Origin of the sequence: Streptomyces sp. NPDC025273, from assembly GCF_040638585.1 — a bacterium.
GTDB classification, from domain to species: domain Bacteria; phylum Actinomycetota; class Actinomycetes; order Streptomycetales; family Streptomycetaceae; genus Streptomyces; species Streptomyces cinereorectus.
On record NZ_JBEZYP010000005.1, the window covers coordinates 1 to 13,593 of the forward strand.

14 protein-coding genes and 1 pseudogene are annotated in these 13,593 nt (G+C 70.4%); 5 read left to right on the forward strand and 10 right to left on the reverse strand.

What is annotated here, in order from left to right:
- A pseudogene (locus AB0F38_RS10600) lies at positions 1-137 on the forward strand (IS30 family transposase); the annotation flags it as partial.
- 89 nt (positions 138-226) lie between these two features.
- On the opposite strand, the gene AB0F38_RS10605 reads toward AB0F38_RS10600, so the two are convergent.
- From AB0F38_RS10605 to AB0F38_RS10620, 4 genes are all read right to left on the reverse strand, one after another.
- Positions 227-1,351: a GuaB3 family IMP dehydrogenase-related protein gene (locus tag AB0F38_RS10605; RefSeq protein WP_361889877.1), complete on the reverse strand. Its 1,125-nt coding sequence runs from the start codon at positions 1,349-1,351 to the stop codon at positions 227-229.
- Positions 1,352-1,455: 104 nt separating this feature from the next.
- Positions 1,456-2,961: an IMP dehydrogenase gene (guaB, locus tag AB0F38_RS10610; RefSeq protein WP_361889880.1), complete on the reverse strand. Its 1,506-nt coding sequence runs from the start codon at positions 2,959-2,961 to the stop codon at positions 1,456-1,458.
- 136 nt (positions 2,962-3,097) lie between these two features.
- On the reverse strand, positions 3,098-3,673 hold the full coding sequence (locus AB0F38_RS10615) for a sigma-70 family RNA polymerase sigma factor (protein WP_361889883.1): 576 nt from the start codon (positions 3,671-3,673) through the stop codon (positions 3,098-3,100).
- A 275-nt stretch (positions 3,674-3,948) separates the two neighbouring features.
- A complete protein-coding gene (locus AB0F38_RS10620) occupies positions 3,949-4,560 on the reverse strand; it encodes a response regulator transcription factor (RefSeq protein WP_003948568.1) in 612 nt (203 codons plus the stop codon).
- Between the two features lie 433 nt (positions 4,561-4,993).
- Here AB0F38_RS10620 and AB0F38_RS10625 point away from each other — a divergent pair, with 433 nt between their 5' ends.
- Positions 4,994-5,323: a WhiB family transcriptional regulator gene (locus tag AB0F38_RS10625; protein ID WP_361889886.1), complete on the forward strand. Its 330-nt coding sequence runs from the start codon at positions 4,994-4,996 to the stop codon at positions 5,321-5,323.
- A 94-nt stretch (positions 5,324-5,417) separates the two neighbouring features.
- Here AB0F38_RS10625 and AB0F38_RS10630 read toward each other — a convergent pair whose 3' ends face one another.
- Entirely contained in the window at positions 5,418-6,308 is an 891-nt protein-coding gene (locus tag AB0F38_RS10630; protein ID WP_361889889.1) for a LysR family transcriptional regulator, read from the reverse strand.
- Between the two features lie 81 nt (positions 6,309-6,389).
- Here AB0F38_RS10630 and AB0F38_RS10635 point away from each other — a divergent pair, with 81 nt between their 5' ends.
- Both AB0F38_RS10635 and AB0F38_RS10640 read left to right on the forward strand, forming a co-directional pair.
- Complete coding sequence (locus AB0F38_RS10635; RefSeq protein ID WP_361889891.1) at positions 6,390-7,049, forward strand: MOSC domain-containing protein; 660 nt, start codon at positions 6,390-6,392, stop codon at positions 7,047-7,049.
- A 54-nt stretch (positions 7,050-7,103) separates the two neighbouring features.
- The gene (locus AB0F38_RS10640) at positions 7,104-7,877 is read left to right on the forward strand and encodes an SDR family oxidoreductase (protein ID WP_361889894.1); all 774 of its coding nucleotides are present in this window, start codon (positions 7,104-7,106) and stop codon (positions 7,875-7,877) included.
- Between the two features lie 91 nt (positions 7,878-7,968).
- On the opposite strand, the gene groL is transcribed toward AB0F38_RS10640, so the two are convergent.
- The 3 genes from groL to AB0F38_RS10655 all read right to left on the reverse strand — a co-directional run bounded on the left by groL (position 7,969) and on the right by AB0F38_RS10655 (position 11,182).
- Positions 7,969-9,591 carry a chaperonin GroEL gene (gene groL, locus AB0F38_RS10645; RefSeq protein WP_361889897.1) on the reverse strand — a complete coding sequence of 541 codons (1,623 nt, stop codon included), beginning with the start codon at positions 9,589-9,591 and terminating at the stop codon, positions 7,969-7,971.
- A gap of 98 nt (positions 9,592-9,689) precedes the next feature.
- Complete coding sequence (gene groES / locus AB0F38_RS10650; RefSeq protein ID WP_028439209.1) at positions 9,690-9,998, reverse strand: co-chaperone GroES; 309 nt, start codon at positions 9,996-9,998, stop codon at positions 9,690-9,692.
- Positions 9,999-10,267: 269 nt separating this feature from the next.
- Complete coding sequence (locus tag AB0F38_RS10655; protein ID WP_361889901.1) at positions 10,268-11,182, reverse strand: polysaccharide deacetylase family protein; 915 nt, start codon at positions 11,180-11,182, stop codon at positions 10,268-10,270.
- A gap of 123 nt (positions 11,183-11,305) precedes the next feature.
- On the opposite strand from AB0F38_RS10655, the gene AB0F38_RS10660 reads away from it, so the two are divergent.
- Positions 11,306-12,523: a methyltransferase domain-containing protein gene (locus AB0F38_RS10660; RefSeq protein WP_361889904.1), complete on the forward strand. Its 1,218-nt coding sequence runs from the start codon at positions 11,306-11,308 to the stop codon at positions 12,521-12,523.
- Positions 12,524-12,607: 84 nt separating this feature from the next.
- On the opposite strand, the gene AB0F38_RS10665 is transcribed toward AB0F38_RS10660, so the two are convergent.
- Positions 12,608-12,880 (reverse strand): DUF1876 domain-containing protein, encoded by a 273-nt coding sequence (locus AB0F38_RS10665; RefSeq protein WP_361889907.1) that lies wholly within the window; start codon positions 12,878-12,880, stop codon positions 12,608-12,610.
- Between the two features lie 85 nt (positions 12,881-12,965).
- The gene (locus AB0F38_RS10670) at positions 12,966-13,430 is read right to left on the reverse strand and encodes a VOC family protein (RefSeq protein ID WP_361889910.1); all 465 of its coding nucleotides are present in this window, start codon (positions 13,428-13,430) and stop codon (positions 12,966-12,968) included.
- Positions 13,431-13,593: the final 163 nt, after the last annotated feature.

Below are 13,593 nucleotides of genomic sequence, written 5' to 3' on the forward strand. Positions count from 1 at the left end.
TCCCGAAAGGCACCGACCTGAGCGTCCACAGTCCCGAAGACCTCGAACACGTCGCCCAGGAACTCAACGGCCGCCCACGCAAGACGCTCGGCTGGAGTACTCCAGCCGAGCGTCTACGTGATCTACTCACCACCTGAAAACCAGGCGGTGTTGCAACGACCCCTTGAACCCAAGCCCCTTGGGTTTCCAGTGGTCCGGGCCCTCCCGCGTGCGGGACGACGGTTCGTCAGCGGCGGTGCTGCGAGTCCGCGACGGTCACCTCGACGCGCTGGAACTCCTTGAGGTCGCTGTAGCCCGTGGTGGCCATCGCCCGGCGCAGCGCGCCGAAGATGTTCATCGAGCCGTCGGGGCTGTGCGAGGGGCCGGTCAGGACCTCCTCCGTCGTGCCCACGGAGCCCAGGTCGACCAGCTTGCCGCGCGGCACGTCCTCGTGGACGGCCTCCATGCCCCAGTGCCGGCCACGGCCGGGCGCGTCCGTCGCACGGGCCAGCGGGGAGCCCATCATCACGGCGTCCGCACCGCAGGCGATCGCCTTGGGCAGGTCACCGGACCAGCCGACACCGCCGTCCGCGATCACGTGCACGTACCGGCCGCCGGACTCGTCCATGTAGTCGCGGCGGGCACCGGCCACGTCGGCGACCGCGGTCGCCATCGGGACCTGGATGCCGAAGACGTTGCGCGTGGTGTGCGCGGCACCGCCGCCGAAACCGACGAGGACACCGGCCGCGCCGGTGCGCATCAGGTGCAGGGCCGCGGTGTACGTGGCGCACCCGCCGACGATCACCGGGACGTCCAGCTCGTAGATGAACTGCTTCAGGTTGAGCGGCTCGGCGGCGCCGGAGACGTGCTCGGCGGAGACGGTCGTGCCGCGGATGACGAAGATGTCCACGCCCGCGTCGACGACGGCCTTGGAGAACTGGGCGGTGCGCTGCGGCGAGAGCGCGGCGGCGGTGACGACACCGGAGTCGCGCACCTCCTTGATGCGCTGCCCGATCAGCTCCTCCTGGATGGGGGCGGAGTAGATCTCCTGGAGCCGCGCGGTGGCGGTCTCGACGGGCATCTCGGCGATCTCGTCGAGGAGCGGCTGCGGGTCGGCGTGCCGGGTCCACAGCCCCTCGAGGTTGAGGACACCCAGTCCGCCCAGCTCACCGATGCGGATGGCGGTCTGCGGAGAGACCACCGAGTCCATGGGAGCGGCCAGGAAGGGCAGCTCGAAGCGGTAGGCGTCGATCTGCCAGGCGATCGAGACCTCCTTCGGGTCACGGGTACGGCGGCTCGGCACGACAGCGATGTCGTCGAACGCGTATGCCCGCCGACCGCGCTTGCCGCGCCCGATCTCGATCTCAGTCACGATGATGTGGCCTTTCCTCTACGTCTGCGCTGACCAGTATCCCCGACACACACATGAGGGGCGGTCCCGGGAACCCCGGTCCGCCCCTCACCTGCGCTGATGCGTTACTTCCTGCTGTAGTTCGGTGCTTCGACCGTCATCTGGATGTCGTGCGGGTGGCTCTCCTTGAGACCCGCCGAGGTGATCCGCACGAAGCGGCCGTTGGCCTGGAGCTCCGGGACGGTCCGGCCGCCGACGTAGAACATCGACTGGCGGAGACCGCCGGTGAGCTGGTGCACCACCGCGGACAGCGGGCCGCGGTACGGGACCTGGCCCTCGATGCCCTCGGGGACCAGCTTCTCGTCGGAGGCGACGCCCTCCTGGAAGTAGCGGTCCTTGGAGTACGAACGCTGCTCGCCGCGGGTCTGCATCGCGGCGAGCGAACCCATGCCGCGGTACGACTTGAACTGCTTGCCGTTGATGAACATCAGCTCGCCCGGGGACTCCTCGCAGCCCGCGAGGAGCGAACCGAGCATCACGGTGTCCGCGCCGGCCACCAGGGCCTTGGCGATGTCACCGGAGTACTGGAGACCACCGTCGCCGATGACCGGGACCCCGGCCGCCTTGGCGGCGAGCGAGGCCTCGTAGATCGCGGTGACCTGCGGGACGCCGATGCCGGCGACCACGCGCGTGGTGCAGATGGAGCCGGGTCCGACGCCGACCTTGATGCCGTCGACACCCGCGTCGATGAGCGCCTGGGCACCGTCACGGGTGGCGATGTTGCCTCCGATGACGTCGACTCCGGAGGCGTTCGACTTGATCTTGGCGACCATGTCGCCGACGAGGCGGGAGTGGCCGTGCGCGGTGTCCACGACGATGAAGTCGACACCGGCCTCGACGAGCGCCTGCGCCCGCTCGAAGGCGTCGCCCGCGACGCCGACCGCGGCGCCGACGAGCAGCCGGCCTTCCTTGTCCTTGGCGGCGTTCGGGTACTTCTCCGCCTTGACGAAGTCCTTGACGGTGATGAGGCCCTTGAGGACCCCGGCGTCGTCGACCAGCGGAAGCTTCTCGATCTTGTGGCGGCGCAGCAGCTCCATGGCGTCCACACCGGAGATGCCGACCTTGCCCGTGACCAGCGGCATCGGCGTCATGACCTCGCGCACCTGGCGCGCACGGTCCGGCTCGAAGGCCATGTCGCGGTTGGTGACGATACCGAGGAGCTTGCCCGCCGCGTCGGTGACCGGGACACCGCTGATGCGGAACTTGGCGCACAGGGCGTTGGCCTCGTGCAGCGTCGCGTCCGGGTGCACCGTGATCGGGTCGGTGACCATGCCGGACTCGGAGCGCTTGACCAGGTCGACCTGGTTGGCCTGGTCGGCGATGGAGAGATTGCGGTGCAGGACACCCACGCCGCCCTGACGCGCCATGGCGATGGCCATGCGCGCCTCGGTGACCTTGTCCATCGCCGCCGAGAGCAGCGGGATGTTCACCCGGACGTTCTTCGAGACGTGCGAGGAGGTATCGATCTGATCGGGCGCCATGTCGGACGCGCCGGGCAGCAGCAGCACGTCGTCGTATGTCAGCCCGAGCGTCGCGAATTTCTCGGGCACTCCGTCGACGTTTGCAGTCATGACACCTTCCCCAAATGGCCTTGATCGGTGCGGATGTCCATGCTAACGGGCTCGCGGGGTGTCTCATTCCACGAGCAAGATCACTTGGCGGTTTCGTGGCTTCCTACGGAACAGCCGGGGCCGGTCCGAGCCGCCCCTACTGGCCCGCGAGGGCCCGCAGTCTGCTCAGCGCGCGGTGCTGGGCGACCCGGACCGCGCCCGGGGACATTCCCAGCATCTGTCCGGTCTCCTCCGCGGTCAGACCGACCGCGACCCGGAGGACCAGCAGCTCGCGCTGGTTCTCCGGGAGATTGGCGAGAAGCTTCTTGGCCCAGGCCGCATCGCTGCTGAGCAGGGCGCGTTCCTCCGGGCCGAGCGAGTCGTCGGGCCGCTCCGGCATCTCGTCGGAGGGCACGGCCGTCGAACCGGGGTGCCGCATCGCGGCACGCTGGAGGTCGGCGACCTTGTGGCCCGCGATGGCGAAGACGAAGGCTTCGAAGGGCCTGCCGGTGTCCTTGTACCGCGGCAGCGCCATCAGCACCGCGACACAGACCTCCTGCGCGAGGTCCTCGACGAAGTGACGGGCGTCACCCGGCAGCCGGCTCAGCCGGGACCTGCAGTAGCGCAGGGCGAGCGGGTGGACATGGGCCAGCAGATCGTGGGTGGCCTGTGCGTCGCCGTCGACGGCGCGGTGCACCAGAGCACCGATCACCGTCGTCTCGTCGTCGCGCATCGGACCATGGTGCCCTGACGCCGTCTGATCCGCGGCATCGCGTCCCGAGTTGTGCACCGAAGCGTTATGAGCGGGTGCGCCGGATGTCATCCCCTGCGCCCTCCCCTTCCGCTGGACCGAATCGTTCCCGAGGAACTCCACACCTCAAGGATGCGGCATCGGCCGGGAAGCGTCACCCGACGCCGGCAGCGGGCCCTGCCGCAGGTCCGCCGCCACCGTCGCCCCGTCCGCCGTCGTGCGGACGGGATCGAACGACTACCGGCCGCGCCGCGGCGTCAGCGGACCAGGCCCCAGCGGAAGCCGAGCGCGACCGCGTGCGCCCGGTCCGAGGCTCCCAGCTTCTTGAACAGACGCCGGGCGTGCGTCTTCACCGTGTCCTCGGAGAGGAACAGCTCGCGTCCGATCTCCGCGTTGGAGCGGCCGTGGCTCATGCCTTCGAGGACCTGGATCTCCCGCGCGGTGAGCGTCGGCGCCGCCCCCATCTCGGCGGACCGCAGCCGGCGCGGGGCGAGCCGCCAGGTCGGATCGGCCAGCGCCTGGGTGACGGTGGCCCGCAGCTCTGCGCGCGAGGCGTCCTTGTGCAGATAGCCGCGGGCACCGGCGGCGACCGCGAGCGCGACGCCGTCCAGGTCCTCGGCGACGGTCAGCATGATGATCCTGGCCCCGGGATCCGCCGAGAGCAGCCGCCGGACCGTCTCCACACCCCCCAGACCGGGCATGCGTACGTCCATCAGAATCAAATCCGAACGGTCGGCCCCCCAGCGGCGGAGGACTTCCTCGCCGTTGGCCGCCGTCGTCACCCGCTCGACGCCGGGCACGGTCGCAACCGCGCGACGGAGCGCTTCTCGGGCAAGCGGGGAGTCGTCGCAGACGAGGACGGATGTCATGACCGTCCTCCGCAGCTGATGCGCGTCACCTTGAGCCTCCAGGCTGTACAAGTCGTCACCTGTGCGGTCGACCCCCTCGGACACCTGCCCGAGCTCGTTCTCCGTCAACCGCCTCGCCCTTCTCAACGACGGTCACTCGAAAGAGTTACGGGTCGAAGCTTCCGGTTCGGCACTCTAAGTGAGAGACCGCACACGGAGGGGAGCGGCGCGAGGTCATTCACTCGTCAACCGATGCATCACCCATAAGCATGCCCCATTTAGCGGATTTTCTTCCCTTTTGCTGGCGTCTGCGGCTAGATTCGCAATCAGTCATATTTACATCTACTAACACCGTAGATGTACGGTCGGAACTCCGGCCACGCCGATCACTCCGACGGTCAACGACGGTCGAGGATGCCGCTTCCGACTCAGCAAGGTTTCGAGGGGACACGCAATGGCAGATTTCTCCCGCCTTCCCGGACCCAACGCAGATCTGTGGGACTGGCAGCTGCTGGCCGCCTGTCGCGGGGTCGACAGCTCGCTGTTCTTCCACCCCGAAGGAGAGCGCGGGGCGGCCCGGAGCGCCCGTGAGACCTCGGCGAAGGAGGTCTGCATGCGCTGCCCGGTACGCGCCGAGTGCGCGGCGCACGCGCTCGCGGTACGGGAGCCGTACGGCGTGTGGGGCGGCCTGACCGAGGACGAGCGCGAGGAGCTCATGGGCCGCGCCCGCAACCGCCTGATCTCGGCCCACTCCGGCGCCACCCAAGAGCCCGGCCACACCTGACACTCCGTACGGCCCATCGACAGCAGAAACGTTTTTTCGAACCTGGCGCGCCCGCCGTCGGACGCGCGCACCGGGTGCGGCGGTATGCGCGCGGTCAGCGCGCGGCGACCCGCGACAGCTGGTCCAGGGTGGCGGCCACCGCCGGGACCCGGGCCAGGTCCGGCAGGGTCAGCGCGACGATCTCCCGCTCCACGGCCGGCTCCACCGTGACGGTGCGCGCTCCCTTGGGACGTACCGACTCGATGGCCAGCGCCGGCAGCACGGCCACGCCGAGACCGGCCCCGACCAGGCCGATCACTGCCGGGTAGTCGTCCGTGGCGAAGTCGATCCGGGGGGTGAACCCGGAGGCCTCGCAGACCTCCACCAGCTGACGCCTGCAGCGCGGGCAGCCCGCGATCCACGGCTCGTCGGCCAGCTCGCCGATGCCGACGGCCGCCGCCCCCGCCAGCCGGTGGCCCTCGGGAACCAGTCCGATCAGCCGGTCCGTGAGCAGCGGGCGCACCACGAGGTCGTCCCACTCGCCGCCGGTCGTCCCGTACCGGAACGCCAGCGCGATGTCGCAGTCCCCGTCGCGCAGCATCTCCACCGAGCGGGGCGGTTCCGCCTCGACGAGCGAGACCTGGGTGCCGGGGTGGGCGGCGCGCAGCGCGGCGAGGGCGCCGGGAACCAGCGTGGAGCTTCCGCTGGGGAACGACACGAGACGGACCCGCCCGGCACGCAGCCCGGCGATCGCCGCGACCTCCTCCTCGGCCGCGGTCAGGCCCGCGAGGATGCCGGAGGCATGGCGCACCAGGGCCTCGCCGGCCTCGGTGAGCCGCATCTCACGCCCCGTACGGATCAGCAGCGGAGTGCCCGCGGAGGATTCCAGTGCCTTCATCTGCTGGCTGACCGCGGGCTGGGTGCAGCCCAGCTCCCGCGCGGCGGCGGAGAACGAGCCGGTGGTGGACACGGCACGCAGGACGCGGAGATGGCGGGCTTCGATCATCCTTCAACCATAAGCGCTACTTGCAGGGTCGCGCGATTATTCACGAGCATCTTTGGGTCCGGAATGGCTAGCGTGTGCGGCATGAAGCTGCTGACCGTGAATCTGGGCCGCCCCGGGGCCACCGCGCACTCCGACGGGCTCACCGGGATCGACAAGCGTCCGGCCGACGGTCCCGTGCGGGTCAGCGACCCCGGCCCCAAGGGCAGCGGCGGCAGCGGGCTGGCCGGGGACTCGGTGTGCGACCTGCGCCATCACGGCGGCACGGACCAGGCGGTGTACGCCTTCGCGCGCGAGGAGCTCGACGCCTGGGAGAGGGAGCTCGGCCGGCCCCTGCCCAACGGCTCGTTCGGCGAGAACCTCACGACGCTCGGCCTCTCCGTGAGTCACGCGCGGATCGGCGAGCGCTGGCGGATCGGCGACGAGCTGGTCCTGGAGGTGACGGCCGGCCGCATTCCGTGCCGTACGTTCGCGGGTCACCTGGACGAGCGGGGCTGGGTGAGGCGGTTCACGCGCGAGGCGGCGACCGGCGCGTATCTGCGGGTCGTCGAGCCGGGCACGATCCGTGCCGGGGACCGAGTCGAGATAGTCCACCGTCCCGACCACGAGGTCACCGCGGCCATCCAGTTCCGGGCCGTCACGACCGAGCGGGGCCTGTTGCCGCTCCTCCTGGCCGCCGGGGACGCGCTGCACCCCGAGGCGCTGCGCACGGCGCGGGAGTACGTGGCGGCCCACGGGTCGTGACCATCCTCCGGGCGGGTGGGCGGCCCGCGGTCGCGGGGCACTAACGTGCCGCGTATGACGACTGCACTGATTACGGGCGCGACGGCGGGGATCGGGGCCGCCTTCGCCGGGCGGCTCGCGGGTGACGGGCACAACCTGGTGCTGGTGGCCCGTGACACGGAGCGGCTGCGGGTCCAGGCCACGGAGCTGCACGACCGGCACGGCATCGAGGCCGAGGTACTGACGGCCGACCTGTCGACGGACGCCGGGATCGAGGCGGTCGAATCACGGTTGGCGGACCGCGTGAGCCCGGTCGACCTGCTGGTGAACAACGCCGGTTTCGGCAACAAGGGGCGTTATCCGGACGTCCCCATGGCCGATGAGCTGACCATGCTGAAGGTGCACTGCGAGGCGGTGCTGCGGCTGACCTCGGCCGGAGCGATCGCCATGCGGGAGCGCGGGCGCGGTGGAGTGATCAATGTGGCTTCGGTCGCGGCCTTCCTGCCGCGGGGGACGTACGGGGCGTCGAAGGCGTGGGTCGTCCAGTTCACCCAGGGCGCGGCGAAGGACCTGGCGGGGTCGGGGGTGCGTCTGATGGCCCTCTGCCCCGGCTTCGTGCGGACCGAGTTCCACGAGCGGGCCGGAATGGGGACGGGCAACATCCCGGACTGGATGTGGCTCGACGCGGACAAGCTGGTCACGGCGGCCCTGGCGGATCTGGCCCGGGGCAGGACGGTGTCGGTGCCGGACCCCCGGTACAAGGCGCTGATGGGCCTGGTGAAGGTGGCACCCCGGGGTCTGCTCGGCGGAGTGACCTCCCGCGCGGGCCGCACGTACGGCCCGCGGTAGCAAACCCGCCCCGGGGCGGGTACCCCGCGCGACGGCCGAGGCCCGGTGCCCCCGCGACGGGGGTACCGGGCCTCGGCTGCGTACGGACGTACTAGTGGGAGTGGCCGTGGCCGTGACCGGCGTCGGCCTCTTCCTCGGCCGGCTTCTCGACGACCAGGGTCTCGGTCGTGAGCAGCAGCGACGCGATGGACGCGGCGTTCTCCAGGGCGGAGCGGGTGACCTTGACCGGGTCGATGACGCCGGCCTTCACCAGGTCGCCGTACTCGCCGGTGGCGGCGTTGAAGCCCTGCCCCTTGTCGAGGTCGGCGACCTTCGAGGTGATGACGTAGCCCTCGAGGCCCGCGTTCTCCGCGATCCAGCGCAGCGGCTCGACGGCGGCGCGGCGCACGACCGCGACACCCGTGGCCTCGTCGCCGGTCTTGCCGAGGTTGCCCTCGAGGACCTTGACGGCGTGGACCAGAGCGGAGCCACCACCGGAGACGATGCCCTCCTCGACCGCGGCGCGGGTCGCGGAGATGGCGTCCTCCAGACGGTGCTTCTTCTCCTTGAGCTCCACCTCGGTGGCGGCGCCGACACGGATCACGCACACGCCGCCGGCCAGCTTCGCGAGGCGCTCCTGGAGCTTCTCGCGGTCCCAGTCGGAGTCCGTGGACTCGATCTCGGCCTTGATCTGGTTGACGCGGCCCTTGACGTCGGCGGAGTCGCCGCCGCCGTCGACGATGGTCGTGTCGTCCTTCGAGACGGTGACGCGGCGGGCGGTGCCCAGCACGTCCAGACCGGCCTGGTCGAGCTTGAGGCCGACCTCCTCGGCGATGACGGTCGCACCGGTGAGGGTGGCGATGTCGCCGAGCATGGCCTTGCGGCGGTCACCGAAGCCCGGGGCCTTCACCGCGACGGCGTTGAAGGTGCCACGGATCTTGTTGACGACGAGGGTGGAGAGCGCCTCGCCCTCGACGTCCTCGGCGATGATGAGCAGCGGCTTGGAGCCACCCGCCTGGATGACCTTCTCCAGCAGCGGGAGCAGCTCCTGGATGGAGCCGATCTTGCCCTGGTGGATCAGGATGTACGGGTCGTCGAGGACGGCCTCCATACGCTCCTGGTCGGTCACCATGTACGGGGAGAGGTAGCCCTTGTCGAAGGCCATGCCCTCGGTGAACTCGAGGTCCAGGCCGAAGGTGTTGGACTCCTCGACGGTGATGACACCGTCCTTGCCGACCTTGTCCATCGCGTCCGCGATGAGCTCGCCGACCTGGCTGTCCTGCGCGGAGAGCGCGGCCACTGCGGCGATGTCGGACTTGTCGTCGATCGGGCGGGCGGTCGCGAGGAGTTCCTCGGACACGGCCTTCACGGCGGCGTCGATGCCCTTCTTCAGGGCGGCCGGGGACGCGCCCGCGGCAACGTTGCGCAGACCTTCGCGGACGAGCGCCTGGGCCAGCACGGTGGCGGTGGTGGTGCCGTCACCCGCTACGTCGTTGGTCTTGGTCGCCACCTCCTTCACCAGCTGCGCACCGAGGTTCTCGTACGGGTCGTCGAGCTCGACCTCGCGCGCGATGGTGACACCGTCGTTGGTGATGGTGGGAGCGCCGAACTTCTTGTCGATGACGACGTTGCGGCCCTTCGGACCGATCGTCACCTTCACCGTGTCGGCAAGCTTGTTGACGCCGCGCTCAAGGGCGCGACGGGCGTCCTCGTCGAACTTCAGAATCTTCGCCATGGGCTGAGCTGTCCTCTCAAACGAACTGCGCCCCTCGCCACCCGGCTAGTTATTTCGCAGGGGGCCAGGGGCGCAGAACAGAAGCAAACGTGGGTGAATTACTTCTCGATGATCGCGAGAACGTCGCGCGCCGAGAGGACGAGGTACTCCTCGCCGTTGTACTTCACCTCGGTGCCGCCGTACTTGCTGTACAGAACGACATCGCCGGTCTTGACGTCGAGCGGAAGGCGCTCGCCGTTCTCGAAGCGGCCCGGGCCCACGGCCAGGACGACGCCCTCCTGGGGCTTCTCCTTGGCGGTGTCCGGAATGACCAGGCCGGAAGCCGTGGTCTGCTCGGCGTCGAGCGGCTGGACCACAATGCGGTCCTCGAGCGGCTTGATCGCAACCTTGGAGCTGGTGGTCGACACGATCCGGTCTCCCCCTTCGGAGATCTCACGGGGTTTAACAGTCTGTGGGTGGCGACCAGGTCGATCCGTCGTCGCGGGTGCCGGACCTGCCCTGTCGCACAGTGGTGCTGGCACTCTCCAGTGGGGAGTGCCAGACCTGAGACTATGACCGCGATTAGCACTCGGTCAAGCGGAGTGCCAATTCACCACCCTCGCGTGGCGCGCTCGGACCGGCGTGCGCCCCGACGACGCGGAAGGGGGCGGGCGTGTTCCGGGCGGAGAACGGCCCCTCAGACGTAGTCCTCCAGCCTGGCCACGGCGTACCCCTTGCCCGTGATCGTCTTCATGACGTGGCGGACCATGTCGGTCATGGACCCCTTCCACGCCTCCGGCCCGCGGAAGTGGGTGAGGATGATGTCGCCGGGGTGCAGGTCACGGTCCCACTCGCGCCACTCCATGTGGTCGGGGAACGCCTCGGCCGCCCAGAGGGGCACGGCCTTGATGCCGCAGGACTTGGCGATGCGCAGGGTGTCGCCGTTGTAGTTGCCGAACGGCGGCCTGAAGAGGGTGGGCCGCTTCCCGAAGTACTTCTCGATCTTGTCCTGTTCGCCGCAGATCTCCCGCCGCTGGTCGGCCTTCGAGAGCCCCGGCAGATAGCGGTGGTTGAGGGTGTGGTTGCTGAGGGTGACGCCGCGCGCCTGCATGTCCTTGAAGTAGCCGTAGTCGTCGCTGACGACGTAGTCGCTGAGGAAGGCGCTGTACGGGATGTCCAGCTCCGTCATCATCTTCAGCAGTTCAGGGTCCTTCTCCGCACCGTCGTCCATCGTCAGGAAGACGATCCGCTCCTTGGTCGGGACGGTGGTGAAGACCGGGGGCAGCGCGTCCCCGCCCTCGACCTCGAAACCCTCACGGGTGGTGATGCGCGGCTTCTCGGCGGGCGGCGCCGGGGGGAGCAGCGGGACCTCGGCCAGCCCCCACTTCCTCGCGGCTGCCGCGCGCGCGGCCCGCTGCCGCTTCAGCCGCTCGGCGTAGGCCTCCGGCGCCGGGGCCGCCTCGGCGGCGTCCGCCCCGGGCCGTCCCGCGCCCGGATCGGCCTGCCGCCCCCGGCCGGCCCCGTCGCCGCCGGCTCCTTCGGCGCATGCGGAGGCGACGGCGGCGACCAGCAGGGCCGCCAGAACCGCGCGGACCGGTCTGTGCCGTTTCATGGCGCATTTTTCGTTTTGTCGTACTGGCTGCATGGCGCCGCATCCTGCCAGCCGGTCGACGGCCCCCCGCCCCGACACCTCCGGCGGGCCCGGCCCGTCCCCCGGCTGGCTCACAATGGACCGGTGAACGACCAACCCCCCGCAGACGCTTCCGACCCGCTCGCCGCGTTCGCCGCCCTGCGCACCCCCGAGGGCGCCGCGCTGCTGGCGGAGTTGCGCGACCACGACCCGGCTCAGGAGCTGGCCACGGCGACCCGGCTGCGCCGCACCCACCCGGCCGGACTGGTGTCGGCGGCGCTCGGCCAGGCGCGGCTGCGGCAGCGCGCGGTGGCCAAGTTCGGGGCGGCGGACGCGTACCGGATGTTCTTCACCCCGAACGGCGTGGAGCAGGCGACCCGGACCTCGGTCGCCACCTGTCGCGCCGAGCGGTTCGCGGGACTCGGCGGCGTACGGAGTGTGGCCGACCTGTGCTGCGGGATCGGCGGCGACGCGATCGCGCTGGCCAGGGCCGGCATCTCCGTACTGGCCGTGGACCGCGACCCGCTGACCGCGGAGGTGGCCCGCGCCAACACCGTCGCGCTGGGCCTCCAGGACCTGGTCGAGGTGCGGTGCGCGGACGTCACGGAGATCGACACCTCCGGGTACGACGCGGTCTTCGTCGACCCGGCCCGGCGTGGCGGACGCGGCCGGATCTTCGACCCCGAGTCCTACTCACCGCCGCTCTCCTGGGCGACCGGGGCCGCGCTCAGGGCCCCCCGCGCGGCGCTGAAGATCGCCCCGGGTGTCCCGCACGAGGCGATCGGCCCCCGGGCCGAGGCCGAGTGGATCTCGGACGGCGGCGATGTGAAGGAGGCCGTGCTCTGGTTCGGCGAGGGCTTCACCCCCGGGCGCTTCCGGGCCACCCTGCTCCCGTCCGGCGCGACCCTGACCACCGACGCGCCGCTGCCCGCCCCGCCCGTGGGGCCCGTCGGCCGCTATCTGTACGAACCCGACGGCGCCGTCATCCGCGCCCACCTGGTCGCCGCCGTCGTGGAGCGGTGCGGGGGCAGGCTGGTCGACGAGACGATCGCGTACGTCACGAACGACGAGCTGTACGAGTCCGAGTACACGACCGCTTACGAGATCACCGACCGGCTCCCGTTCAACATGAAGAAGCTGAAGGCCCTGCTGCGCGAACGGCAGGTCGGTGTCCTGACCGTCAAGAAGCGCGGCTCCGCGGTCGAACCCGAGGAACTGCGGCGGCGGATGAAGCTCCAGGGACCGCACGCGGCCACCGTCTTCCTCACCCGGGTGGCCGGGGCCCCGACCATGCTGATCGGGCAGCCGGTGAAGCCGCCCTGATCAGCCGTGCCGGCCCCGGCCCGGGGCTTGCGTCCTGAGCCCCGCCGCCCGGCGCAGGGCCGGCGCGGACATGCCCGGACGTGTTCAGGTCAGCGGGTACGACGTGCGCCCGGACGCCTCGTCGATCTCGTCGTGCGCCTTGGTGAGCAGCTTCATCGCCAGTTCGTTGAGCGCGCGGGCCCCCGCGATCTCCTCGCCGACCCTCGGCTGCTCCGCGTCGGAGGGATGGCGGCTGGCGTATCCGTGGGCCCGTACCTCGGTCCCGTCACTGAGCCGCACGAGAGCGGCCGCGCGGGTGCGGTGCGTGTCCTCCTCGAATTCCAGCTCGACATGCCATCCGACAGTGGTTTCCATCATGACGGTCACCTCCCGGAAGTCCTGCTTCCAGGGTGCGCCCGTTCGCCCGGCCGCGCACGGCGTGCGGGCGGGGTGGCGTCAGGCGTCAGGCGTCACACAGCGCCTGGACGTCCAGCTTCCGCATTCCCATCATCGCCTTCATCGCCCGGTCCGCCCTGGCCCTGTCGGGGTCGGAGAGCACCTCGTGCAGGGCGCGCGGGACGATCTGCCAGGACAGACCGTACTTGTCCTTCAGCCATCCGCACATGCTCTCCTCACCGCCCTCGGTGAGCTTCGCCCACAGCGCGTCGACCTCCTCCTGGTCCGCGCAGTCCACGCTCAGCGAGACGGCCTCGCTGAAGGTGAACTGCGGCCCGCCGTTGAGCGCGACGTACTCCTGTCCGGCGAGCACGAAGTCCACCGTCAGCACGGTGCCGGGCTCCCCCGGGGACGCCTCGGTGTGGTGCATGACGTCGACGACGCGTGAGTCCCCGCCGAAGACGGAGACGTAGAACTCCGCGGCCTCCTGGGCCTGGTCGTCGAACCACAGGCAGGGCTTGATCTTCTGCATGGTCTCTCTCCTTCGCGCGGTGCGTGGCAGAACGCTGTGCAAGGTAGACCCGTCCCGCACCGCGAACTCATCGGTACACGCCCTGCGCGCGGGCCGGCGGCAGCGTTCACTCCCGCGGCGGCAGGAGCGGGCCACGGTCCGTACGAAGGCGGCGTGCGCCGGG

What these genes read in the sequence shown, in the direction of transcription:
- guaB (WP_361889880.1), bottom strand. Translation starts at nt 2,961, where the DNA reads ATGACTGCAAACGTCGACGGAGTGCCCGAGAAATTCGCGACGCTCGGG.
- AB0F38_RS10615 (WP_361889883.1), bottom strand. Translation starts at nt 3,673, where the DNA reads ATGCGCGACGACGAGACGACGGTGATCGGTGCTCTGGTGCACCGCGCC.
- AB0F38_RS10620 (WP_003948568.1), bottom strand. Translation starts at nt 4,560, where the DNA reads ATGACATCCGTCCTCGTCTGCGACGACTCCCCGCTTGCCCGAGAAGCG.
- AB0F38_RS10625 (WP_361889886.1), top strand. Translation starts at nt 4,994, where the DNA reads ATGGCAGATTTCTCCCGCCTTCCCGGACCCAACGCAGATCTGTGGGAC.
- AB0F38_RS10630 (WP_361889889.1), bottom strand. Translation starts at nt 6,308, where the DNA reads ATGATCGAAGCCCGCCATCTCCGCGTCCTGCGTGCCGTGTCCACCACC.
- AB0F38_RS10635 (WP_361889891.1), top strand. Translation starts at nt 6,390, where the DNA reads ATGAAGCTGCTGACCGTGAATCTGGGCCGCCCCGGGGCCACCGCGCAC.
- AB0F38_RS10640 (WP_361889894.1), top strand. Translation starts at nt 7,104, where the DNA reads ATGACGACTGCACTGATTACGGGCGCGACGGCGGGGATCGGGGCCGCC.
- groL (WP_361889897.1), bottom strand. Translation starts at nt 9,591, where the DNA reads ATGGCGAAGATTCTGAAGTTCGACGAGGACGCCCGTCGCGCCCTTGAG.
- AB0F38_RS10655 (WP_361889901.1), bottom strand. Translation starts at nt 11,182, where the DNA reads ATGAAACGGCACAGACCGGTCCGCGCGGTTCTGGCGGCCCTGCTGGTC.
- AB0F38_RS10665 (WP_361889907.1), bottom strand. Translation starts at nt 12,880, where the DNA reads ATGATGGAAACCACTGTCGGATGGCATGTCGAGCTGGAATTCGAGGAG.
- AB0F38_RS10670 (WP_361889910.1), bottom strand. Translation starts at nt 13,430, where the DNA reads ATGCAGAAGATCAAGCCCTGCCTGTGGTTCGACGACCAGGCCCAGGAG.